Raw genomic sequence first — 24,530 nt, forward strand, 5'->3', positions numbered from 1 at the left:
CCTAGTTAAGCCTTACCCACAACAAACCAATATGGGCCAAAACGGCACAGTAGTCGATTTATCCAACTCGTGCTTCTCTGAATTGATTCTTGATCATTGCATTGAATGCCTTCCCTAATGAGCCAGCGGATCGAACTTCGTTATATGTATACTCTGGCACATCGTAATACTGCCATACCTGACCACTTGATCGGAACTCAACCTCCACGGTGCCTGAAGATTGGTCGTATCCAATACTTGCCATCATTGATGAATCTACGGTATCCCTATCCATATTTACCTCCCCAATTTTTGTTCGCGTTGTGAAGTTACAACCTGTTTATAATTTTCTACATTTTGTTCGAAATTTTTACGCCAACACTCAACCAGTTGAGGGTCTTCACTTGTAGGTCGTGGTGATCTAAGCGGTATACGGACTCTTGAAGGAATTTTAACAGCTTCTCCGATTACCAGCGCTTCACCCGTTCGTAATGACGGAAGCAAATCAATAAGGCTAATTAGGTTGTCTGGAGCAGACGATTTGACAATCGATTGATCACTTGAATTTGTTAGTCTTAATGCAATAAAAGTCCCTATTTGGGCCAAGATCGTTTCTGAGATTTCAGATGGCCTTTGCGAAATTATCATGGCACCAAAACCAAACTTCCGTCCTTCCTTAAAAATTCTCTCAACCGCATCTTTTGCGTAGTTGTTGCCTTGCGATTTATTAAGGTAAGAATGAGCTTCCTCATATGCTATAAAAAGTGGTCTCTGTCTCCCTGTATAGGGTTCATGCCTACCCCAAAACATGCTGTCAAATACAAATCGAGTTATAAGACCAACTGTTATATCCAATACATTAAATGGGACTCCGGCGAGGTCTAGTATGGTGAGTCTCTCCTCACCGCCAATCCAATCATTCAGTAAATCGTGTAAGTCTTTTGGGGAAGTTTCGTCTGCGTAATCCCCAGGGTGAAAGAGAAAATCATAGGCTGAATCCCTTAGACGGCTAATAAGTTTCTTTTCGTAGACATAGAATTCTTGATTAACCTTCGATTTGTAAGGTGCCGCATTAGTTACGGCATAGGGTCTAAATCGTGGCGGCTCAAGTAAATTGAAGTCTCCAATATCTTCGACTAAGGCATTCTCCTTGGTATGCTTGTCCGCAGAAGCATCAGGAAACGTCGCATTCAGCCACCAGTACATCTCATGCCATAACTCCCGCACATTGAATGGAATCGGTGAATCTGCTGAAACACGATCAGGGTTAACTACACCAGATTTTAATACACCTGCATTTGCTCTCTTTCTTTCAACTACCATTTCGCGTAATTTTCTGTATTCGGGCCGCTGATCATCTTTTGGTTCCGCACCAAAAAGAAAGAAGGCAAGCTCATCAAAAGTCATTAGCCAGAACGGAATATGTAGCGGCCGAGTAGTATCATTAATTCTAAATACGCTCGCATTTGGGAATGCTGAGGCATACTCACCGTGGGGATCAACTAGAATCACTCGTGATCCTGGATACTCACCTAGAATTGCAGATAAAACGCTAACAGTAGTATTTGACTTACCGCTCCCTGTTGATCCCAAAATAGCGCAATGTCTCAATACAAGTTTATGAATATCAGCGTTGACACTGAGATTTTCGGACGATGAGTGCTTTCCGATTTCTATAGATCCGCTGTCCTGTTTTCCGTAAATATCAAACAGATCCTTTTCAATTACCAAGTGCACTTCATCATTTATAGTCGGATAGGTGCCTACCCCCTTTTGAAAATCGTCATCACCGATCTTCTCTCCGACCAGTTGAACAGACAGGAAGCGTGAGCCATGAACATATGAACGATTATCATCCTTAACTGTACTTGGTGTATTACTAACCGCAGAGACAATGCCGTAAATACTTACATTGCCAACTGGAATTTTCACAAAAGTTCCTATTTGGCCAATTTTATATAATCGGCCATTAATAATAGGAGCAGCAGAGGGAATCTCTTCTGAAACCTCAACCTCAACTGTGCTCGAATCAACTCGGATGATCCTTCCCAGAAAAGTAATGTCACCAATCATGGTCTCACCTTTTCAGAACTGTCCCACTTCCCAGAACTAACTACGAGAAAGTTGACAAGAGCGTTGAAGTCACCCAAGCTTAATTGCGATTTTTCTTCGTTCCAGAATGTAGAGGTAACTTCATTTGGCATAATAGCCTCTTTGTTAAAGCTCCATTCACCCAACTCACCGTTTATTATTGCCTTTGTCGGTCCAAACACATGCAAATTCAGATATGCTGAACAAGACTTATAAAGGATTTCCACATCATCATCTTTGTAGAAGAAAACAATTACGAACAACCTGTTGTTTTGCCGCATGCAGTTAAAGACAATTTCATTGATATGCTGGTCTGAAAATGAATATCCGGTGATAATAAAAAGAAGTTCACCACTTAGAAGGTAGTCTCGCATTCTGTCAAAATAGGCAATAAATGGTTGTTTTCGAGAAGAATCATACTTATCTTTTGACGGATAAATAACTAGTTCGTTCTTAATATCATCCACGCAACCAATGTTGCCAATTCTGATGATCCGATGAGATTTTGTTGTCTCAGAGTATCGCCAGAACCAACTTAATGAACCATGGATTTTCCAAAGTCGTATCCAGTTTTTAGTTAAATCCCCGTGCTGTGCATAATGATCCACACTTTCCTGCCAGAAAAAGGGTTCAAAAGAGCCTACAAATCCGTCGAAATACGGAATTTCGCTGGCTTCAAGCGACTTTTCGATAACAAGATCATAGTTTGTTGTGAAGACCTCTTTTGTGAAGTCGCGATTAAGAAGGTTATACCAAGCAAAGAACCGTTTGGTGGAGTCGAGAGTAGCGCCAGATTCTTTTTCGGTGATAATTTGATAAATGGTTTTACATATATCTTCATCGACCGCCGCAGCATCTTTACCACAGACGCCTTGGTAAGTTTTGGTTTCACTTTCTTTCGTAAGTTCACGAATACGTCTCAATTGATTCAGAATATCTTCAATATTGACTTCATGTTCAGGAGTCAATGTCTTCAGATCGTCCCTTATAATTCCAAATATCTTTTTAGCACTGGTATCTAAGGCAGCCTCAACCCCTCTAGTAAGTTGCGCAATATCAGGAATTCCAAGCGCACAGGACGTACCCGCTCCAAAAAAGAAGCCTATGTTTTTTGAATAAGACAAATAGTTTTTAAGTTCTCTTATCTCGCGAAGTACGTCAATATTGCTCATTGGTCCTCCTTGTTCAAATCAGAACTATAGTTCACATTTTTTTAGATACTAATTTGAGCTGCTGCTCAGCACCCCGCCATCACATCATCAATATTCCGCGCTTTGATATACCTCGCTGGATTTTCACCAACAGCCAATGCTAGAAAATGCGCTTCGCCGCACTTGATCTTGGCGCTTTCCTTATCACGGAGATCGTCAGTAAAGAGACTGCTTTTCGTTTCGACAACGAAATACAACCGTTCCACGCCGTCCTTTTCGATCAAAACGGCCCAATCCGGGTTGTAACTGCCCAGCGGGGTCGGCACCTTGAACCAACCCGGCAATTTGGCGTAGACCTTTACTGATTCGTTCTTCTCCAACTGTTCGGCAAAAGTTTTCTCCACACCGGAGGAGTCATACACGACATGTTCGTATACCGACTTCTCCGTCGCAATCATGTTTTTCAGATATCCGGTTAGCTCTTGCTGCTCGAACAACTCCTGAGCGTAGTAATGCTCTTCTCCCAGGCGCTGGTAGCGGATACCATCCACCAGTGCCATACGCTTGGTCCTATTGATCGTCTCTGACGTCAGTTCAATGAATTGCTGCGGATTCCGCTTGAAATCATTCAACCGGCCGCTATCGCTCAGAATCTGCACAATACTGCGCCGGGTCAGTTGGGTCTTGTCCTGAAGATCAGTCAGCAGATCCGGCAACTCGATATCGTGCTCGTCGATGGTAATGGGGGCAGAAACAGATGTCTCTTGCGCATCGATACCTGCCTTGCCAATAGAAAGTTCTGCTTTGCGCCATTGTAGCCGGGTTTTGGCTATCGGTGGACAATCTCTGATTGCCTCGGCGCATTTCGTGATCAATGCGTCGTTGTCGAAGTGGACCCGGTAGGTGGTTTTATGCTTGATCCGGTTCCAGAGCGCCTTGAACTCCTCACCGTTTAGAACTGCTTGCCGGGTCTTGACCGATGTACGTTCGTCTGCATTCTTGATTTCCAACCTCCCGGACAACTTGCGCAAGACTTCCTTTACTTGCGGTAACTGAGCTTTGAACTCATCCGGCAGTGTGATGGTCCCGTCCTTGAGTGCTTTTCTGAGACTATCCTGGACCTTGCCCTTATGATCCACGAAACCTGATTGCTTCAGGTGACTCCAGATCGCCTCGGACTGCTCCACTCCCAGCGGAGACACTTTGCCCGCCGGATCAGTCACCGGTATTGCCGCGAACTGGTGCTTTTCGACAACACCGAAACGGATGCCGGTATCTTCTTCAATTTCCTTCTGTAAATTATCCGCGAACTGTTGATAACTTTCCGTGGCTATGACTGTCAGGGTATTGAGGTCAAAACCCCGTAGCCGCTCTCCCTGCTGATTGACGCAGAGTCGCAGGCCACGGCCAATGGTCTGGCGGCGCTCCCGCTCGGTCCCGATCTCACGCAGGGTACAAATCTGGAATACGTTGGGATTGTCCCACCCCTCGCGTAGGGCAGAGTGGGAAAAGATGAACTTGAGCTTGGTTTCAAAGCCCAGAAGCTTTTCCTTCTCCTTCATGATCAGGTTATAGGCGCGTTCAGCGTTGTCCCGGCTCCCCTGGTTATTTTCGGCGGTTTCCGTCCAGGCGCCTTTCTTGTCGATGGAGAAATAACCGTTGTGTACCTCGGCGGCCTCTGTCTCCAGATCCACATCATGGAAGAGCGTCTGGTAATCAGGGTGTTTGATGAGTCGACGGTACTCTTCCTCGAACATCAACGCATACTTTCCTTTCACCTGGTTGCCGTCGGCGTCGTATTTCCGGTAATGCTCGACGCTATCAATGAAGAACAGGGAAAGGACCTTGACGCCACGGGTCTTGAGCCTCAGCTCCTTGTCCAGGTGTTCCTTGATGGTGCGCCGGATCATCTGGCGCTTGAGTGCATCCTCGTCCACATCGCCGATGGCTTGTCCCGGCTTCAGCCATTCCTCGCCCCCCGGAATCCGAACCTCCACCAGTTCCTGCCCCTTGGCGCAGCGGATCTCACCGATGCTGCAATTTGAATAGATGGCCCGATTTGTCACCAGCTCCAGATCATCACCATCCTGCACATTGACTTCCGCTCGGCTTACCTGTCCGCCGCGCTGCATGTCCAGTTCCACCCTGGCGGTGATACTGCCTCGCTTGTTGGATACTGACAGCAGACGCACGAAAGCTTTGTTGTTGCCGCCTTCAACGCTGGCCGAAGCAACCTCAATCTGTTTCACCAGTTTCTGTTCATAGGCATCCACGGCGTCGAGACGGTACAGCATATGATGTTTGTCCACATGGGTTGCGGAATAGCGCAATGTGCAGAGCGGATTCATGGCCCCCAGAGCCTCTTTGCCTCGGCCTTCCAGACCACCGTCAACACTCTGCGGCTCGTCAACTATGATGATTGGCGATGTCGCCCGAATCAGGTCAATCGGTTTTTCGCCGCCGGTCTTCTCACTGTCCTTGTAGAGGTTGTTGACATCCTTTTTGTTGATGGCACCAACCGTCACTACCATGATCTGAATGTTAGGACTGGTGGCAAAATTGCGCACCTTGCCTGGCTTGGAGGAATCATACTGGAAGAACTCATACCCCTTGGCGCCTGGATAGAGCCCTTCAAAATGATCCCTGGTGATTTCCAGTGTCTTATTCGTTCCCTCCTTGATCGCCACTGACGGGACCACGATCACGAACTTGGTAAAGCCATAACGCTTGTTCAGCTCGAAGATCGACCGGAGGTAGACATAGGTTTTGCCGGTGCCGGTTTCCATCTCAACGGTAAAATCGCCCGATGAAATGGAATCCGATGGCCGCAGTCCATTGCGCAGCTGAATGTCGCGCAGGTTGGCAAGCAGTTCATCTTCAAGCAGTTGCAGTCGGTTACCGATCCCCAGATCATTCTGGGCAAAAGCAAGCAGGTGTTGCTCACCAATGCTGCTGGTAACAGTAAACTCGGTACGACAGATTTCTTGGCCCCGGAAAAGGTCGGCAACCGCTTCAATAGCGGCATGCTGGTAGTCAAGATTTGGCTCAAAGTGCAGTTTCATGAAATCCTCAATTACGTATGTAAGCAAAAAAATATTATTGTCGGCTCTTTATGAAACGGCGGGTTTCGTCTGTACGTTCTAGCCATGTCACAAGCCACGGTGCACAACCGAGACAAGAAGTTTCACGAACCAACTTGCGATTAATCAAATATGCCATTGCCGGATTCAAGCGTCTGGCATTCCAGCCATATTGCTCAGCAATCAATTCCGGAGATGTTGGGAAGTCACTTTTATTAAGCATGTCAGTTGCCAGAGTTAGAGCATCGTCTTTCGGGTCCCATGGCATCCAAAAACAGTCGAACGTTGCAAACAATTCATTTTCCGGGTAGTAGTTCCCAGCCGAATGAACGGTAATCATTCCTCGGAGTTCATGCACAGCATCAATCACATCTTCCTCAGAGAGCCCAGTTTTCTTGATTAGTTCATCAATTTCCACCCATGGATCAAATTTCATTGCATGTTCAGAAGACGTCACGAAAAACTTTGCAATTGCGTTAGCTGCCGCAGAATAACCGGAATCGCTAGATGGAATCTTGATGTTAGATAGGACAGGTGATTTACCTAATGCAGGTTTTTTCGTCACACCATGAATATCATTAATAAGTTGGGATATATCTCGTTCAGGATCATCTACACATGGTGAAAGCATGCCTTGTAAAAGTGGGCTCAACTTTTCAACTGGGAGCTGATTTCTCAAAGGAATAAACTTTGCCCGGGATTTCAGCTTTAACATCAGCCCGGAGTCAATCTCCAGATTAACCCACGGTTTAATGATTGAATTGGGTGTTAGAAGAACGACAAAATGTGAACAGTCTCCTAAACCTTCATCAATTTTCTGGCGTAGACTGTCACCAGCAGATATGCACCATTCATCCCACCATGTATCAATACCATTGGCTTGCAGCGTATGCGCAATCAGTGATGCCGTGTCCTTATCTTCCGAAGCATAACTGAGAAATACCTTTGGCGTTGGATGTGCCACCAACTCTGATTCACCTTCTGACACAGCATCCGTTACGACCCCAAGACGTTCATTGACCAATGCAAGTAATTCCGGTGATCCCTCAATCCGCATATTGATGTCATCAAGAGAAGTTCCAAAGACTACGACTGTTGGAAATTCGCCGGTTACAGGGTGGCGTATTGCACTTACCTTGTCGTGCATTTCAGAAGCTACACTTTCCATAGCCGCTTTAAGAAGCGATTCAGTAAAATTTTGAGGGTCAAACGGTTTTCCGTTGAATTCCAATCTAATCAAGAAAACTCTCCTTTTTCCTTATCCGGATTCACTCACTACATTCAAAGGATAGGTTTACAGGCTCCGCACATCATCTAACCCGTGCTGCTGGAGAATTGCGGTGATGTTGGTCTTGGCCACATCATCGGCAAAGGCGCTGTCCCGGAAAACTACGCGGGTATCCACGGCAGGTTTCAGCTCCTTGTGCCATCCGACGATTCCTTGAGCTAGAGGCTCAATGGTATCGCGATCAATAGTCTCGGACAGACACACCAGCAAGGCACCGGCCCCGACACTGTGAACGAACTTGCCGGCAATCGTTTTCTGTTCAATGGGGACGGTCAAGTCAAGGCCAAGCTTCAGAAGAAGTTCGTAAAGAATGTCTTGTTCGGAGCGACCGGCAACAATATGTTCGGCGTGATCCAGAAGAGTTTTCTCCAGATCGTCACGGTTGGGCTGCCAGGCTCGAATGTTGGAAGAATCAAGCTTGAAGACGCGGAAGCCGAGGTCACCGGCGAAGAGCGGGTTTTGGGCTTTTATTTTTTTACTAGCACGGCGGAGGCGTTCTTTAGTGAGTTCCGCGATTGTACGGAACTTACCAAGTTTGTCGCAATAATCTGCAGCAGTTTTTTGCTCTTTATTTTCTGGGTCAAGTTGTTCGGGGAGTTGCACAAGAATAAATCTACGATTTATGTTTCCACCGGCATTGCTAGCCATAGCCGCGTGACCAGTTGTGCCTGAACCTGCAAAAAAATCGAGTACAATATCGTTTTCGTCCGACCCTTGCTCAAGTATATCCGTAATGAGTCGGACAGGTTTAGGAAAATTGAAAACTCGAACTTCAAATAGACTATCAATATCCGCTGTACCATCTCTAGTAAAGACGCCTTCGCCCACAATTGTTGAAAAACCAGTGAAGTCAGAGTCCAGCTCATTTATGAATGCCTTCCGTCGAGGACGACCGTCAGGTGATGCCGGCCAAAGAATGCGATTTTCAGCTATTAATTTTGCCATGGTACTGCGTTCATATCTCCATCCCATTTCAGGGCAACCGTAGTTCAATCCTGTTGCAGGATCAATGAGGTCGTAATGAAGATTTGGACGACGATCAGCAGTAGCTATACCGACCATGTTTGCACTAGCCCAATCACCGCGTGGATCACCATCTGGGTTAGAGTACTGACTTTTGTCTCGCGCAGCTCCTCTAATTGAATTGCCGTAGCAAACCAGATATTCATGATCAATTGATGCTCCGGTTACAGTTCTGTTGTCTTTATTTTGTCGGCTCTTCCAAATGAAACAGGCGATAAAGTTTTCCTCCCCGAATACGTCATCAGCAACAAGGCGGAGTCCTGGCAGTTCACCGTCATCAATACTTATAAAGATAACACCATCGTTCCGAAGGAGATTCCTTGCGAGCTTTAACCTCGGATATATCATGTTCAACCAATCAGTATGAAAACGACCGGACGCCTCACTGTTACTGGTAATTTTGCGTCCATCGCTATCTATCTGCCCGGTTAGCATCTGGTAATTTTTGATGTTATCTCGGAAGTCGTCAGGGTAGACAAAATCATTTCCGGTATTGTAAGGCGGATCGATGTAGATCAACTTGATTTTGTTTGCATAGCTCTTCTGCAGGAGTTTTAGCACTTCCAGATTATCTCCTTCAATCATCAGGTTCTGTGTGGTATCCCAATCCACACTCTCTTCCGGGCAGGGTCGAAGTGTACCGGTTGAAGGCGTAAGCGCCAACTGGCGAGCACGACGCTTGCCGTGCCAGTTCAGGCCGTACTTTTCTTCACGTTCCTCTACAGTGCCACCAAGAAGCTGCTTCAAGGTATCAAAGTCAATATTTCCCTCGGTGAAAGCTTCGGGAAAAAGAGTTTTCAATTGGTCAATATTTTCCGCAATAACATCGGCGGATTGGCCGTTCAGTTTTTCCATGTAATCAACTCCTGATTTTTTGAGTCAGTTCAGATTATCCGCCTGACCTTTGTGCAATTGACAGTCTGATGATGCCGAATGTTATACATTCATCTGCTTGACATCAGTGTATAGTGTTTTTAAATGTTCAGGCGCCATATCTAAAATCGGTTCATACATGAATGAGTTCAGGTGGATATTCTCTGGTGTCATTAAATTAACTTGTTCGAGCAAAGCGATAGAATCTGTTTCGCCAGGAAAATCTGTTTTAAAGCGTGACAGCAATTTCGATGTCTGATTGGACGTAATTGCATCTACAAATAGTTGATCAGAGATTTTTTTGACCATGAATTCTTCAGCTTGAAGCCTTATAGCAATTGAAAGAATAATTTTGCTCTCCAATTCCGCAGTAGCATCTGCCTCCGGCAAAATCGCGTCAGCAGTCTCATAAACAAGTTCAATGACAGGCTTGGTTGGATCAGTTAAGGTCAGGGCTGCCTTATCCTTTAAAATTTGACGATAAATAGTTTCAAGATCCATTTTTGTAATACTTTTAGTGCCTGTCTTTAAGTGGAGAAGCGAGGTAAGTTGCAAATATTCATGTTCCCAGCCGCAATACTCAGCAAGATTTCTAACGAATGGAATAGAGGATATAACAAATCTGTTATCATCTAAATTTCGTTTCCAATGCTCAAATGGGTTTTTTTGATACTTTTCTTCTACTAAACTCAGATTTCGGCCGTTTTTAATGGCAAATAGCCGACTTGCTCTTGGTATATCTAATCTGCTACTGATTGTTCTGTGAAAATCGAAATTATGGGTCAAGAAAATTGGGTAGAAATTGTTATGCTGTGAAACTTCCTTTAAATATTCAATGATTGCATACTTGTTTTTGTAGTCAAAAGAATCTGCAATGTCATCAACAACTAGAATTGTATCGATTATATGTTTCAACCTAGCATTCAGTTCAAATAGTATATTCAAGATGTAAAGTGCCTTCTTCTCGCCTTGGCTTAGAACTTTTAAAAGAGAGGTCTTGTCAATCGAGCTTGATTTCTCTGGATCAGAAAACGTAAAAGATATTTGCGGACTGGACCCTTTAAGAATGACCTCTTCTTGATTTAATACTTCCATCTTGAATGGCACAGAAAACCTTTTGTTAAAAATACCTACAACCTCTTCCCAATCAGTCCTTTCATTCTTAGCAGCATCAATAGCCTCTTGTATTATGAGTTTTCCACTCCTATATTCTTCAAGCAATCCATTGAATGTTTCTCTCTGACTTGAAAGATAGGAGAGAAGAATCTCTTTCTGAAAAGATTTGTAATCAGCCAGTTCTGCAACAATATCTTTATTATCGAATAAATAATCACGAAATTTTCTTAGTTCGATAGTTGTTAGTTTTTTGTCTATTGCGTCGAATTTCTTTGTCAGGTCGTCGTCGGACAGGATTTTCTTCTTCTCTTCTTCGATTTTTTCATCAAGTTGCTCAGCCGAGGTAATTTCATCTTTTCCAATGCCGTTGAAGAGATTGACAGAATGTTTGGCAGAGAAAAAACCATTTTCTGCTAGATTCTTGTGAACGGTCTTGGCATGATAATGGTTGAAAGTTTTACTTAGAACCGGTGAACGCTCTACTAGTTCATTATATTTATCAATATAATCTGTTAACTGTGTTCTTATTTGTCCCGACTCTAAGAATGCAATAGTTTTATCGTTAAAAAGTTCTGAATAAGTTAGCATTGAAAGTCGCTCGTCGCTTGAAGAGTTAACCTTCACTTCTAAAGCCTCAAACAGATCAAATATGGAAGCCCCTCCAAAACATTTCAACAGTTCCGTCTCAGGAGTTACCGATCTCCCTGTAAGTCCTGATAATTGTTTTAACTTCTTTATCAAGACCTCTTTTTTCTCCTCTATTTTTTGAAGTTCATCATCATACTTCTTTTTTATGGTTTGGTTTACTAAGAGCAGTGAGGTTTTATCTGAATTGAACTCTTCATTATATGGTTCAATGACAAATATGTTTTCACCTTTTATCTCCGAACCATTTTCATCTTTGATACTTCTTGTATTGACTCGATCAGGAAAAATCAAATCTCCAGATACCTTGTTTTTACTTACATCCGAAAATGTCTTTGAGAATGAGGTTTTCATGAAGCCGTTTGGGGCATAAATTGAAAATCCCTTGGTATTACTGAAGTCGAATTCGTGACTCAAGTCCTTAATCCCGTAACAATTCTCAAACTTGAGCATAATCTTATTCACATGTCACCCCGAGGCTTATATCGATTTTTGCAATTTAACGCTTGGCACTAACCTGCATGATTCGTCAACTACTCACTCCCTGACGAATTAATCAACCTACAAGCATACTTTCGTGGCCCCCATTGAACTGCACATGTTTCAGATACTACATACCATTTACCATTAGGGCTGCCAGAGCCATGATTTTCTCCCATACACGAACATTCGCACTCAAATCCGGTAGCATTCCAACAAGCAGGAGCACATTTTTGTTGTTCCACATACGGCTGAATCAAATAAACCCTTCCGAATCGTTTTAGAGTCCGTCTAATTAGATCATCAAGCCAAGTATTCGGGACTTCCCAACACTTGAATTTTGAATCCCACTTAGGCTTACGTTGATGATCATCTCTGAGCCAATCGTAATTATTTTCCGCATATGGTAAGCGCAACAATATCGGTTTTGGTCTACCTTGGCGGTAAACTACAGGGATAAGTTTCTGTGACCATACATTGCGTAATTGCGGGTCCTGATTGTCCATGAAGTTCTCGCTTACTGAAAATAATTACGATTACAACTTCCCTTTTGTCTCGACCAACTCTGCCTCAAGCCCCTTGATCTCAATATTCAACTCTACTCGACGCCCCATTTGCTTCTCCTTGGCCGCAGCGTTCCTCAAGGAAGTAATCTTAGCCTCCAACTCCCAACATTTTTGCACGGCCTCCCGACGGTCGATTGCAGCATCATTCGTGATGGCTTGGCTGAATGACCCACTGATCAATGACGCCTGGAGCGCCACAAGTGTATCAATCCACCCTTGATACAGTTGCCACAGACTTGCTCTCGGCTGCTTACTAAGCGCCAGCGCGGCCAGAAACTGCTTGAAAACCTCTGCAGACGAGGAAGCATTACCGGAAGCAGTTACATCAACACAATCGCCATCCAGAACAAATTTATCCGCCTCATTCTGTGCTCGGCGTTTATGAGTCAGCGAGAGGATGGTTTGATCCCCTTGCACCAGAATAAGAAATAGAGGGTACGGTATGGCGCGATGGATCAATTCAGCCAGTCGGACAGCTTTGGCATCAGGTCGCAGTATGACCGACAACACAGCAATTTCCAGGTATTCCCGGACATCATCACTGTATTCCGGCACACCGATGGTGTTCGGCTTCAGTGCCGCCAGCCAGTGAATCTCCTCAATGCCGTCGTTGATCCGTCGTTTGTCGGCTGCGGTTGGCGCACCATTCTCCACCAACATTTTCTTTGGTACTCGCTGATTTACCAGCACATCAGCAGGTAACGCTAATGCGGCAACCAGAGCTGATTGCCGGGGGACGATCATGTCAGTGCAGCCCCAAAAGATTTGATTGTTTCTTCGCTATCTCGACCTGCAATACTCTTTCCGGTTACCGTTTCAATCAACTTCAGTAGAGCGCTCGCGCGAGCCCACGTAAACCCGTCAAAATCATCACTACGCAGGTATGATACTGGAATTACGTGTGACACAAGAAACGTATCTAAACTGTTCTGATCAACTTGCTTGTGTTTCTGAATACGCGATAGATAATTGCTCGGCGCATCGCCACCGATATAACGGTTAGTGCCCGCCGCCAATGGTGCCTTGTTGATCACACTGTTCCACTTCTCCCTAGGCAGTTTCTGAGCCTCACACCAGGCCCGCGGGAAGATATGGTGGATGTCGATGGCGTTGTTGAAGTAGGTATTCAAGTCAATCGGTGTGCCGGTGATAAAATCTTTGCCACCGTGCTTCATCAAAAGAGCTGCGAGGCCTTTGTAGGCAGCTGCGAGCCGTGACTGTAGCGATAATAGCCTGATCGGGCTGAAGCTGGAATCACGGATAGTCCTGGGTTCATTGCCACCCGCCACCCACTGGATAACATCCGGCAGGTCAAGACCGAACCTCGTCTCATTGGCTCCTCCATAAAGCTCTCCAAACACACCGCACCAGTACCAACGCAATACTTTTTGTTTCACACCATGCTGGTCAATTTTGTCTGCCATGCTCGCGCAGATAGCGGCCAAAGGTATCAATTGAGTTGCATACGGCAGGCTACGATCATCGAAAATCTTTTCCTCGGCGAGAATCTCAGCGGCTTTCTTAAGCCCGGCTTCAATTCGGTCAGCAAGTTTTTTGTAGTCTGAGAGTTCAAGCCGCAGCACATCAGCACGTTTGCACGATACAGGTGCTTTCGTAGCCTGGTGTCGCGTGAAGCTGGCAAGTAGAGTGACTGAGGTAAGAAAAGCGGTACCATCCAACGCCCTCAGTATTTTGTGGTTCCGGGTCATACGGTCTCGCCGGGCATCCCAGTCCTCGCGAAGATTGAATTCATTCGCTGCAAAGGTTGCAGTCATAAGTTCAAACACCGTCAGGGTCACTCCGCCAGTGTTGACCTTCTCGAACACCTGGCAAACGGCTTCTCGCGGGGTATCCTGCGAAAGCTCAATGGCAGGTACCTTGAATTGCTGGAACCGTAACCAGATCTCCTGCTCGAACCTCATGAGGAACATCATCGCATCAGAATCGTTGGAATAATGACTTGCGTACCCCATCTTCCACTGCATGAAATTGGGCGTATCAAATATGAGAGAGATGGGGAACATCTGTTGCTGATATTGCAGGGCCGGCGTGCTTAGATCAAGTTCGACCTTGCGACCGAAATCTGACGTAATTCTGAGAGAATCTGGCATAGAGATTACCGCATCTTCGCGGTCTTCTGCAGGATCGAGGCACTTTGCCATATCGAGGAAGTAGACCCGCAGAATGTCTACTCCCTTCTCCGTCCTAGTCTTGACCGGTTTCCCGCTTCTAAGGGCCAGGTACATCGAAGTGAGGCGCTGTTGACCGTCGAGCACAAGAGTTTTCGGAAGTGGTGCTGGATGAATGGACATTCCCTCGAACAGTCGAGGTTTAAACGGAACTCCTCCGGCCTCAAGGAACATCACAGCACCAATCGGATACGACAAGGATATGCTGGCGATCAATGAACGGATGTGGAAGTCATCCCATACCCAACCCCGTTGAAAATCCGGCAGTTGGGTGTCGCCTTTTGCTATTGCATCTAAGACATCTTTTAATGGTGGTTCTGCTGTTCTGAAGCTCATAGATTACTCCTTCACGTCCGGTTCTCTGATTCCATAACAACTACAAAAGCCACGACCTCAAAATCATTGATCCCGGCAAATTCCCCCTTGATGGCGTGAGTACCGCCCGGCGAAAAGAGGCTGGCAACGGCCCGTTCTTCGCTCTTGCCGACAACCGAGGCGACCGCCGCACTCAGCAGACGCTGTGCATGGCGCATATCTTCGCCCTGCTTGGTGGACTTGTCGAATCTGGCACATGCTGACGCATCAGGCAAATCACGACCAAGACAAAGACGCTTGAGGCGATCAAGAATGCGTTTGGCCTGCGTGTAGGGCAAAAGAACGGCACCATCGTCACCAACATGCACGAGGTAATGGGGTGCCATCGGATAACCGGACTCTGCAACCTTTGTGGCTGCAATCCCCTCTGCACGCAGACAATAGATAACGCCAGGCGCAATCTCCACCTCTGATGTCGTGGTAACTGTGCTGGTTCCCAACGGGAGTTTTTCAAGTTTGCCGGGATGGGCCTTGATATACTGCGCCAGGTCAATGCGGAAATCGGTCAGAGTCAAATCGGTAATGGAAACACCAGTGGAGAGGTCTTCCAGGTCAATTACGGCGTCCTGTAACTTCAGGAGCTGCTTGCGTCGGTATTCCAGATCGTTCATCTGGTTGCCGGACTGCTGCTCAATCAGGTTTTCCTCGCCAGTTGCTGAAATATCCAGCAGAACCATACGCCCGCTGACCCGCTGTTCCAGGTTGATATACTCTTCCAACTCCATATTGGGCCAGAAATTTACCAGCTGGATACGATCATTGGGTGAACCAATACGGTCAATACGACCGAAACGCTGGATGATCCGGACCGGGTTCCAGTGGATGTCATAATTGACGAGCCAGTCACAATCCTGCAGGTTCTGGCCTTCTGAAATGCAATCAGTGGCAATCAACAGATCCAATTCACCTTCGTGTGCAAGGTCTTCCGGACGTTCTTTTGAGCGGGGTGAAAATGTCGTCAGAATCGATGCCAGATCTTTACGAAGACCGGGTAGTGTGGTCTGGTTGCGGCCGGCACCCGTTACCAGGGCGGTTTCAATACCAAGCGTCTCTTTAGCCCAGGCCGCCAGTTGCTCGTAAAGGTACATGGCGGTGTCGGCAAAGGCCGTGAAGACAATGAGCTTACGATTGCCCGGATTGCTGGGATGCAGGCACTTGTGGGTGATGACTTCCTGCAGCGCGGACAGCTTGGCATCCCGGGCGGCACATACCTGTGTGGCTGCTGCGTGTAAGGTCGCCAGACGGTTACGGTCCTCGATGAGGTCCTGTTTCCAGCGGATCAGATCCACATCTCCCAGCAACACCTTTACCTTGCGACCGACCAGAAGGCTTTCGAAAGCGGGATCGTCGATGTCCACATCGGCAATATTGATTTCCTCGAACTCGTTTGCATGGGCCTCGATTCTGGCCAACGTGGCTTCCACATCTTTCAGTTGCCGATGTACGGTGAGTGCAAAGGATGAAACAGCGCTCTCCATACGCTTGAGCACATTGACTCGCAGCAGGTGGATCAAGCTCTCCTCGCGGTCAACCTGGCGGAAAAAACTTTCACCTCCACGAATCTGAGTGCTGTACTTGGCATCGTAGGCAGCCTGTTTATGAGGGAGTACATAACGGAGCGGTGCATAGGAGGCAAGGTTCAAACGGCGGATTTCCGTGTTGATGTCACGAATGGAGCGAAACTCTCCGGCACGATCCACATCCGGCTTTATGTTGATAGGCTTGAGGCGTTCCGGAAAACGGCCGGTCTCGCTGATGCCGTAGTATTTCTCGATATGCTTTCGCGAGCGGGCAATGGTGAGTTGATCAAGCAAGGTAAAGTAGTCAAAACCAAGCATCTCGATAAGTCGTGACGGTGTTTTCTCTGCTTCCTCCAGATCAAGCCAGCGGTTGAACTGCTTCTGCGCCAGCCGAGTGGTGCTGTCGATACTGGTAATGCCGTACTCAAGAAGTGCAGTATCATCACCCTCGGTGGCAAAGGCTATCTGGTTGCGCAAATCAGCCAGGCGGTTGTTGACTGGAGTGGCTGAAAGCATGAGCACACGGGTTCTGACCCCTTCTTTGATGATTTTACGCATCAGGCGGTCGTAACGGGATTCCTTACCCTTGTGTGTAGATTTGTTGCGGAAATTATGTGATTCGTCGATGACCACCAGGTCGTAGTTGCCCCAGTTGACATGGGTCAGGTCGATATCGCCGGATGAGCCGCCATCACGGGAGAGGTCGGTATGGTTGAGGACATCATAGTTGAAGCGGTCGGCAGCCAGGATGTTACGACGGTCATTGGCCTTGTAAATGGTCCAGTTATCCCTCAAGCGTTTGGGACAGAGCACAAGGACACGATCGTTACGCAATTCGTGATACTTGATGATGGCCAGCGCCTCGAAAGTCTTGCCCAGGCCGACGCTATCGGCGATGATGCAACCGCCGAAGCGGTTGAGCTTGTCGATGGCGCCGACCACACCGTCACGCTGGAACTTGAAGAGTTTCTTCCAGACTATCGTATTGCGAATACCGGTGGCGGATTTGACAATCTGGTCCTCATCAAGCTCTTCGCCGCGGTCCTTGAACAGGTGATGAAGTATCAGGGTGTAGATGGTGAAGGGATCACGATGGGAAGCCAAGTCTTGGAGAGAAGCGATGAGGGCACTTTTTGCTTCAGTTGTGTCAGGCAGGCTATTCCAGAGAGTAGTAAACCAGGAACCAAGCATGGCGGATTCTTCAGGGCCTTCGGCGCACTGGATCAGGCTGAACTGATTGCCGGGGGTCAGTCCCAGACCGTCAGTCGTGAAAGGGCAATTCCCGGTTATTATCGTTTGTTTTGCAGCATCAGGCTCGCCTGCAATAATGGTTGATTGGGGAAGGTATGTCGGGGCGCCACGAACTTCTGCTTTTTTTTGAATCCACTCGCAGCAATTTCGAGCCAGCCAGCGAGTTTGCAAATGATTACGGAACGGTCGGTCGGACTCGGAACCGAGCAGACCAAGATTGACGTCCTCGGTAACCGGGATCACCAGGCGGCACCGTTCAAGTTTTTCAAAAAGAGAACGCACTTCTGCGTACGCTAAGAGGGAAAAAGCTGACGAAGCGATATCAAGATTTGACCGGGGCACCAAACATGTGCGCAGTTCATCGATCACTCGATCATTACCAGTGTTCTTGATAAGCTTCATTTGGATGAGGTCCTTGAATTATTGAATATTTATGGGAGATAAAAATAAAGCCGCCTGTCAGCACTTGAGAAGACAATGCGGCATCATTTAGAACAATATGTCCTGAAGGGCACTGAGCCCATCTCCTAACCCTCCATAAATGCATGAAATTACGCCATGTTAATACCTCTTTTTGCCTCAAAAGTCAATTTGATACAAACTCTGCCAGGAAATGCACCACAACAACTCCCTGTCCGAACAGGACTGAGTAGTGCAACTAACCGATATATTAACAAATAAGTGCGATTTGTAATTGACAATTCATTTCAGGCTGGTCAAACTTACTCTGAAATATTGGTGGACATTGACTGTCGAGAAAGGAGGGAGGAAGAGATGACAAGAAAATTTGCAGCACTCGTTATTGCGGTTGCAGGAACTTCTCTCCCTTGCCTTCTTGCGGGAGCATTAGTCGGTTTGTTCTTTAGATCTTCATTCTGGTACTGGACACTGGGTATTGCTATCCTCGCGTTTTTCTATGCGTGCTTGGATCGCATACCAGTCCGCTTGTTTGCAGGAGCAATGAAAGGGCTGTCTCTGGGCGGATTGTTAAAGTATGGCTACACAAGCACAGACAAAAGACCTGTGCCCACTGACGACGAAGTCGAAGAACGACAACGATTCAACATCTATTCTTACGATCATTTCTACGGTGATCGTGACAAATAATCCCAGGCACCTTTTGCTTTCAGGACTTCATCTCTGAGGAGAGTTATTGATCCTCTAAATTCAGGAATCAACTCATACGGATAGACGGCGTAAAAATAAATGCTGGTACCCTCAGCAGTCTCGAAATGCTCAAGAATGGCTCCCGGAAGAGTAACTTCATTTCCTTTTATTATTAATTTTGCTCCAAAATCCTTGAGACTCACTTCTACGTCGTTATCATTCAATGATTCAGGAACTGTAAAATCATCTTGTACCAAACATATGACGCCATCTGAAACTGGTATCAAACGTTCGACTATCATTGGTTATCTCCCCCTTCTGACAGGTGATGGTCCGCCGGATTTCGGCAAATTGCTCGACTTGCTCTGGTGCTGCAGAATTTTTGATGTACGTTGAACTTCCTGCTGAACCTCCCTTGATTTCTCTGCTTTGCCCCTATCAATAGTTCTGATTACTTGGGCTTCTTCTCGGACAGATTCTTTCGTTGCACGTTCTCTTTTTTCCGCCATTTTTAAATTCGGGCCCACGACACCTTCAACATCTCTGACTACACCCGCAGTCTCATGCAGCGCACCTTGCCCAACTGCAATCATGGTGGCAGCCGTGCCGGCATCAATAGATCGCCCATCGGTGAAATCCTGGGTAGCTGCACTCCCAGCCAGATTCTGCTTGGATTCAACCCTCGTCCCAACCACCTGCGAACTCGAATAATCCGCCTTGACCCCGCCATCGGCACGGACACTCCCGGTAATTCCACCACCAGACCTGGTACTGACAACCGCCGCTCCCTGCTGTGACGACTGAACAAACTGATCCTCTGTGATTTCGGAACGCTGCCCGGCAATAAGATTCCCGCTCTTGTCCATCTTTCCCTGAACCTGGGAGTAGTGCAGGTTGCCATCCTTGTCCTTGGCGTACATAAGGACATTACCGTCAAGCCCGTTGGAGAATGAACCGCCGACTACCTCCATATTGCCGGTTTTCTCATTCTTGGCGTAATACCAGTCCCCATTGACCATCATCTGCTTGCCGCCAGCCTGGATCATATAACTGCCGGACTTCCGCGAGACATTCAGAGACTGGTTCTCGTAGCCCGTCTTGATAAAATCACCAACTGTCTTACGAAGTCCCTTGTCTGTGGTCGACACGTTCCGATCCAGACGCTCGATATCAGTCCCGGTTTTACTCTGACCGAGATCGAACTTCTGTACCCGGCCACCCTGATCAATAGCAAACGACGCAAGATTGCCGTTCCGGTCGTAATCTGCCTTGTAGTCGAAGGCTTGGCCAGACAGTTTGGCAACATGGGCGGCGGCGCTTTGGAATCCGGCAGCACGGAGTTGCTTCTGCATTTCAAGAGCCTGTCCTCTGTCACCTTTGGCAACGGTACCGGAATCAGACGAATTGACAATCCCACCATCCATGCCGACATTGACAGCACTCTTGCCATCAGCTGTCGTGAAGTTGATGTTTTGACCCTCCATTGCCTTCTGCATCTCGGCAAAGCCCCGTTCGGTCAGGTGGCCGTTCTGGTACATCTCCGGATCGTTCTTGAGTTGAGGAGCAATCCTGCCTACCATTTGATCCGCTGCCGCGTGGACCAGCTGATTGCGGGCGATCCTCCCTGAAACATCATTGCTGGTGAGCTGCTGGTAGTTCTCGTAGCCACCACCTGCATAGATGCCCTGGATCTTGCCACCGATTTCCGTTGCTAAAACATGACCAGCCTCTGTGCCAGCAGCAACCGGGCCTCCCATTTGATTTGATAGCCCGGTTACCTCTGAAGCATGCTTGCTTTGCTGGAACTGGGCATTCATCTGCATGAGCTGTCCGGAAGAGATACCGTATTTATCCGCAATCTTGTTCACCGCATCGGCATTGGCAAAATCCCCAAGGGCCGTAACCTCAGAACGCATGGCATGGAAATCTCGCCAGTTTCCGCTGAAACCCAATGACTTGGCAGCGGCATAAGCACCCATCTCCCCCTGCAGTTGCCCGACACTCTTGTCCATGTTGGCAGTCAGGAAATCAGAGTAGTTTTCACCGGAGCCAAAGACATTTGCCAAGGCCCGGTCATTGGCAACTCCCATCTTGGCAAAGGCCAGAGTGTTGCCACCATAGCTACCTGAAACAACATCCTTGGTCGCAGTCGACTTATCGAGTCCCAACCGGCCATCAAATGATTTCAATTCGTAGGCTGATGACAGACCGCCTTCCCGCATTGCCCTGCCGCTACCACCGAAACCGATTGATCTGCCAATCTCGCTATCAGCAGATATTCTGCTCGAAAAATCCATCCCGAAGTCCCGGATCATATCACTCGATGCAGTTGTCTTGGCCGACATCCCGACCAGCGATTGCGCCTGTCTCGCCTGGAAGCTGTGCTCGTTACTCCATGCCTGCGTCGGCATGGCTGTCACGTTGCGCTGCATGGCTGATGCTCTACCGGCTGGATCTTCCACCTCATGTGCCGCCCGGGTACCTGCCGACTGCACCTGATTGACCATCCCCCCGGCCATCATTGACATAGCGTGCCCGCCGAACCGAATCAACATCCCGGTAATAACTGTAGCCAGCATCATCCCACTCATCCGGAGTGTGCCAAACATCCCAAGGATCTTCACCGTTTGATCGGGGAAGAAGTAGAGCGCATCCATGCCGAGCTTGTTCTGCCGCACCATCTCATAGGCCCGATTGGCATAGTCCACGGCAAATTGGTGAACTATGGCATCGGTGACACCCCAGGCAGTGAGCCAGATGAAAAAGCCGGCAATGATTCCCACAGCCTTGCCGATCAGCGGCGTGGGTATAAAGAGCGCCAAGAACGGCAGTAGACCAACTGCAATGGCTGTAAGCGCCGCCTTCATGATCGGCAGCCATTCGTTGGCTGATTTCATAGCCCCAGAGGCGTTGAGCAGAAACTGATAGTTGGTGGCGCCGGATGCGTTGCCACTGCGGAAAATCTCCTCCAGCCTCTGGGAGACGTATGCCTGTTTCAGAAAGTCATCAATGCTCGCCGCTCCGAGACCGGTCCCGGCGTTCACGTTGTTCAGCACCGTCTTGCACTGAGTCAGAGCAGCGGCATCAGTAACATCGTAACCAAGATTGGCGCACACCGATTCAATATTCTTCCCCAGATTGGCCGGGGTAAGCGCTGCCTTGATGTTGGTCCAGGAGTCAGTACAGGTAAGCGCTTGGCCCTGCGGGTTGGCGGCATTGAAATATACCGTCCAGATGGCCGGGTTGACCGCCTTGTCCAGGGACCCAACAAAGTTGGTGGTAGTCTTGCGCAATTCATCCACCGTAAGGTTGGCATTGGGATTCATCAGTGCGTAGGAAACGCAATCCTTGACGTATCTCCGCATAGAAGCGTCCAGATTGCTGTCCACTGCTGATAGGGGAATGCTGGTGAGTTGAGCGAGACCCAGGAATCCCTTTCCACCCGCCTGCGTCTGGTAATTAAGGGGATCTCCGGCAGTAGTTACGATATCCACCAAGCCCCGCTCAATCTTGTTCAGAATACCGGCCACTGCCACAACGCCGTCAGGGATTCCGCCTACCGCCTGATTCTTGTTGAAGACCGGATCATAGACATGGATAGTCCCTTTGGGGACGACCAAGGCGAGATAGACCATGACGCCGATCAAAGTCGGCACGATCCAGGTCATGACGGAGCCGTTGGCTGTTCCCAGCGACTTGGCAAAGACCGTCACCCCGCCAAAGAAGAGCCCGGCGGTGATGACCACGAAATAGAGTGACTTGTAAGCGTTGTCGCCGAAGATCAGTGCCAGCTTACCGAAGGCATTCACGACGGCATCGTGGCCTCCCCAGACGTAGAACTCCATGTCCAGAGCCAAGGCCATGGTTGGGATGAGCACCAAGAGTGCCGTAAAAACGAGCCTAGATACTGTCCGTATCGACATGTACTACTCCTGCATCAATCAATTTAAGGTTGCGCCTCCATGCGAACAACATGGCGATAATGGGAATGATGATGAACACCGCCGTGGAAATCAGGACAAAGTAGGCTGAAATAAGGAAGATCCCCTTGAATCCCTGGACCCAGTTATATATTGAGTAAACGGTGCTTTGAGAGGTCTTGGTGTAGTAGAGCTTGGTCACTGCCCACACCACGTTCTTGTCGGTGAAGATCTTGAAATAGAGGAAATGGAAAGCAATGAAGGCCACAACCGCCTTGACGATGGCCCCGAAGATCATTCCGCCCAGGAGGTTTAGCACCATGGCACGTGTGTACTCGCCGATGAAGCACGTGGAGGCCTTCGCCATGAAGATGGCGTAGCCCAACGAGAACCCCAGCGCCAACAGGAAGGCGCTGAACTTGTCAAAGAAGGTCGGCGACGGATCACCGAACATGGGGATGTACTGTTCGATCACCCCTATGGCAACAGGAGTCAGGAATGCCGAAACAATACCCGAGGCAAAGGAACTCCTGAATCCCACTTCCATGAATTCAAGCCTCTGCTTAGTAGTCAGGAAGCGGGACTTGATCATGCAGCCTCCCAGTTCGTTGGCGAAGTTCTGATCGATGTACGAAATTGCCTCCAGGAGCCCTCGCGGGTGGATCTCATTGCTTGGTGGTACCGGCATGATATCCGGAGTGCTGTTGCTATCCTTCGACACGTTATCTCCTATCCCGTGAACGATCTGATCAGGTTCATGATCCCTCCGCCATAGGCGACGATTGCCGCCAGCAGCAGGCAGATGGCAGCCAGGGTCGGATTACGCTGTCGGACTCCTACCCAGAAGGCCGAGACGACAAGTGCAACGAAGAAAAATCGCCCCCAGAAACCGTAGAGCAGCGTCGCGAAGAGTTTCTGCCAGAAGCCGGTATACGCAGCCTGTCCCATATAATGCAGGGGATTGAGTTTCTCAATGGGCACGGAATTCCTCTCAAAAGATCGGGTAGGCTTTCGCCAGGATGCGGTTCTTGTCCACGAAACCGAAATAGCGGGAGTCGTAGCTGTCCTTGTGTTGTCCCATGACGAACATGACACCCTTGGGGATTTGACCATTGAAGACGAAGTGCTGCAGTGGTTCCCCCTTCAGTGAGATGTCTTTGGCACGTACCAAATACTCGCCGTTGCAGTAGAACTTCTTTTCCGCATCGACGGTGAGCTGATCCCCTTCGTTGCAGCCGATGACCTTCAGCATCTCCTCCGACTTTTTCATACCAACCTTGGCCGCAAGTTCCTTATGGTGAAACAGTACGTAATCACCTCTCACCACCTTGTCCGGGTTACGCGTGAGCCAGTAGATCCGATGCTTGAGAGAAGGCGTGAGAGTGACACTGAACTTGTAGGGGATCAGAGTTCCCGCAATTATCAGGCAAGTGATAGCCAGCCAGAGCCGCCAGTTATGGAAATCAAGGTTTAACGGTTTCGGCATTGCGTACCACCGCGTCACCCATGATGATCACCCGGTTCTTTGGAATTGCCGTGATGACGTTTTCCAGTCGATCGAAACTCTTCTTCAATTCGTCATCATTCAGTTTGCCGGCCAGATAGTTGTCCCGCTGCTGAGCGATGTACCCCTTGATATCGACTGCAACTACCTTCTGGGCGAACCATCGGTCATAGCCAACTATGGTGGACAAAGATGCTCCTACAGAGACCGCCACACAGATCGCTATCATGGAAACTAGACTTGGATGCTGTTTTGGATGCTGTTTGGGATACTCTTTGGGTACCGAAACAGCATCCTTGTTGCTTTCCGATTCCTGAGAGACGTTAATCTCCATGTTGGTTTCATCATTCATGCGTAAGTTCCCTCTTTCCT

General features: G+C 48.0%; 17 protein-coding genes. 1 reads left to right on the forward strand and 16 read right to left on the reverse strand.

What is annotated here, in order from left to right:
* Positions 1-58: 58 nt before the first annotated feature.
* From ACOCF6_RS13500 to ACOCF6_RS13545, 10 genes are all read right to left on the reverse strand, one after another.
* Entirely contained in the window at positions 59-274 is a 216-nt protein-coding gene (locus tag ACOCF6_RS13500) for a KTSC domain-containing protein (RefSeq protein ID WP_482460857.1), read from the reverse strand.
* A 2-nt stretch (positions 275-276) separates the two neighbouring features.
* Complete coding sequence (locus ACOCF6_RS13505; RefSeq protein ID WP_482460858.1) at positions 277-2,052, reverse strand: ATP-binding protein; 1,776 nt, start codon at positions 2,050-2,052, stop codon at positions 277-279.
* Positions 2,049-3,242 carry an SIR2 family NAD-dependent protein deacylase gene (locus ACOCF6_RS13510; RefSeq protein WP_482460859.1) on the reverse strand — a complete coding sequence of 398 codons (1,194 nt, stop codon included), beginning with the start codon at positions 3,240-3,242 and terminating at the stop codon, positions 2,049-2,051. Before ACOCF6_RS13510 ends, ACOCF6_RS13505 begins: the two co-directional genes overlap by 4 nt.
* 65 nt (positions 3,243-3,307) lie before the next feature.
* Positions 3,308-6,283, reverse strand: a complete 2,976-nt coding sequence (locus ACOCF6_RS13515; protein ID WP_482460860.1) for a type III restriction-modification system endonuclease — start codon at positions 6,281-6,283, stop codon at positions 3,308-3,310.
* A gap of 34 nt (positions 6,284-6,317) precedes the next feature.
* The gene (locus tag ACOCF6_RS13520) at positions 6,318-7,541 is read right to left on the reverse strand and encodes a toll/interleukin-1 receptor domain-containing protein (RefSeq protein WP_482460861.1); all 1,224 of its coding nucleotides are present in this window, start codon (positions 7,539-7,541) and stop codon (positions 6,318-6,320) included.
* Between the two features lie 54 nt (positions 7,542-7,595).
* Entirely contained in the window at positions 7,596-9,467 is a 1,872-nt protein-coding gene (locus ACOCF6_RS13525) for a site-specific DNA-methyltransferase (RefSeq protein WP_482460862.1), read from the reverse strand.
* Positions 9,468-9,548: 81 nt separating this feature from the next.
* Complete coding sequence (locus tag ACOCF6_RS13530; RefSeq protein ID WP_482460863.1) at positions 9,549-11,711, reverse strand: hypothetical protein; 2,163 nt, start codon at positions 11,709-11,711, stop codon at positions 9,549-9,551.
* Positions 11,712-12,262: 551 nt separating this feature from the next.
* A complete protein-coding gene (locus ACOCF6_RS13535; RefSeq protein WP_482460864.1) occupies positions 12,263-13,036 on the reverse strand; it encodes a DUF4391 domain-containing protein in 774 nt (257 codons plus the stop codon).
* Positions 13,033-14,817: a GmrSD restriction endonuclease domain-containing protein gene (locus ACOCF6_RS13540; RefSeq protein WP_482460865.1), complete on the reverse strand. Its 1,785-nt coding sequence runs from the start codon at positions 14,815-14,817 to the stop codon at positions 13,033-13,035. The genes ACOCF6_RS13535 and ACOCF6_RS13540 overlap by 4 nt, the downstream gene beginning before the upstream one ends.
* Positions 14,818-14,828: 11 nt before the next feature.
* Complete coding sequence (locus ACOCF6_RS13545) at positions 14,829-18,029, reverse strand: helicase-related protein (RefSeq protein ID WP_482460866.1); 3,201 nt, start codon at positions 18,027-18,029, stop codon at positions 14,829-14,831.
* Between the two features lie 372 nt (positions 18,030-18,401).
* Between ACOCF6_RS13545 and ACOCF6_RS13550 the strand changes: the two genes are divergently transcribed.
* Complete coding sequence (locus ACOCF6_RS13550; protein WP_482460867.1) at positions 18,402-18,734, forward strand: hypothetical protein; 333 nt, start codon at positions 18,402-18,404, stop codon at positions 18,732-18,734.
* Here the strand turns inward: ACOCF6_RS13550 and ACOCF6_RS13555 are convergent.
* The 6 genes from ACOCF6_RS13555 to ACOCF6_RS13580 are packed head-to-tail and all read right to left on the reverse strand — an operon-like array spanning position 18,713 to position 24,510.
* Positions 18,713-19,036, reverse strand: coding sequence for a hypothetical protein (locus ACOCF6_RS13555; protein ID WP_482460868.1), 324 nt, complete (start codon positions 19,034-19,036; stop codon positions 18,713-18,715). The genes ACOCF6_RS13550 and ACOCF6_RS13555 overlap by 22 nt on opposite strands.
* Before the next feature lie 3 nt (positions 19,037-19,039).
* Positions 19,040-22,657: a conjugal transfer protein TraG N-terminal domain-containing protein gene (locus tag ACOCF6_RS13560; protein ID WP_482460869.1), complete on the reverse strand. Its 3,618-nt coding sequence runs from the start codon at positions 22,655-22,657 to the stop codon at positions 19,040-19,042.
* Positions 22,635-23,375 (reverse strand): hypothetical protein, encoded by a 741-nt coding sequence (locus ACOCF6_RS13565; RefSeq protein ID WP_078788903.1) that lies wholly within the window; start codon positions 23,373-23,375, stop codon positions 22,635-22,637. The genes ACOCF6_RS13560 and ACOCF6_RS13565 overlap by 23 nt, the downstream gene beginning before the upstream one ends.
* Before the next feature lie 8 nt (positions 23,376-23,383).
* Positions 23,384-23,635 carry a hypothetical protein gene (locus ACOCF6_RS13570; RefSeq protein WP_012468392.1) on the reverse strand — a complete coding sequence of 84 codons (252 nt, stop codon included), beginning with the start codon at positions 23,633-23,635 and terminating at the stop codon, positions 23,384-23,386.
* A gap of 10 nt (positions 23,636-23,645) precedes the next feature.
* Positions 23,646-24,140: a S26 family signal peptidase gene (locus ACOCF6_RS13575; RefSeq protein WP_482460870.1), complete on the reverse strand. Its 495-nt coding sequence runs from the start codon at positions 24,138-24,140 to the stop codon at positions 23,646-23,648.
* Positions 24,118-24,510 carry a hypothetical protein gene (locus ACOCF6_RS13580; RefSeq protein WP_482460871.1) on the reverse strand — a complete coding sequence of 131 codons (393 nt, stop codon included), beginning with the start codon at positions 24,508-24,510 and terminating at the stop codon, positions 24,118-24,120. Before ACOCF6_RS13580 ends, ACOCF6_RS13575 begins: the two co-directional genes overlap by 23 nt.
* Between the last annotated feature and the right edge of the window lie 20 nt (positions 24,511-24,530).

The sequence above is a fragment of the Geobacter psychrophilus genome, from assembly GCF_056821595.1.

Coding starts and splice junctions, on each gene's coding strand:
- ACOCF6_RS13535 (WP_482460864.1), bottom strand. CDS start 13,036: ATGATCGTCCCCCGGCAATCAGCTCTGGTTGCCGCATTAGCGTTACCT.
- ACOCF6_RS13505 (WP_482460858.1), bottom strand. CDS start 2,052: ATGATTGGTGACATTACTTTTCTGGGAAGGATCATCCGAGTTGATTCG.
- ACOCF6_RS13500 (WP_482460857.1), bottom strand. CDS start 274: ATGGATAGGGATACCGTAGATTCATCAATGATGGCAAGTATTGGATAC.
- ACOCF6_RS13575 (WP_482460870.1), bottom strand. CDS start 24,140: ATGCCGAAACCGTTAAACCTTGATTTCCATAACTGGCGGCTCTGGCTG.
- ACOCF6_RS13580 (WP_482460871.1), bottom strand. CDS start 24,510: ATGAATGATGAAACCAACATGGAGATTAACGTCTCTCAGGAATCGGAA.
- ACOCF6_RS13555 (WP_482460868.1), bottom strand. CDS start 19,036: ATGATAGTCGAACGTTTGATACCAGTTTCAGATGGCGTCATATGTTTG.
- ACOCF6_RS13550 (WP_482460867.1), top strand. CDS start 18,402: ATGACAAGAAAATTTGCAGCACTCGTTATTGCGGTTGCAGGAACTTCT.
- ACOCF6_RS13545 (WP_482460866.1), bottom strand. CDS start 18,029: ATGAAGCTTATCAAGAACACTGGTAATGATCGAGTGATCGATGAACTG.
- ACOCF6_RS13560 (WP_482460869.1), bottom strand. CDS start 22,657: ATGTCGATACGGACAGTATCTAGGCTCGTTTTTACGGCACTCTTGGTG.
- ACOCF6_RS13540 (WP_482460865.1), bottom strand. CDS start 14,817: ATGAGCTTCAGAACAGCAGAACCACCATTAAAAGATGTCTTAGATGCA.
- ACOCF6_RS13525 (WP_482460862.1), bottom strand. CDS start 9,467: ATGGAAAAACTGAACGGCCAATCCGCCGATGTTATTGCGGAAAATATT.
- ACOCF6_RS13515 (WP_482460860.1), bottom strand. CDS start 6,283: ATGAAACTGCACTTTGAGCCAAATCTTGACTACCAGCATGCCGCTATT.
- ACOCF6_RS13510 (WP_482460859.1), bottom strand. CDS start 3,242: ATGAGCAATATTGACGTACTTCGCGAGATAAGAGAACTTAAAAACTAT.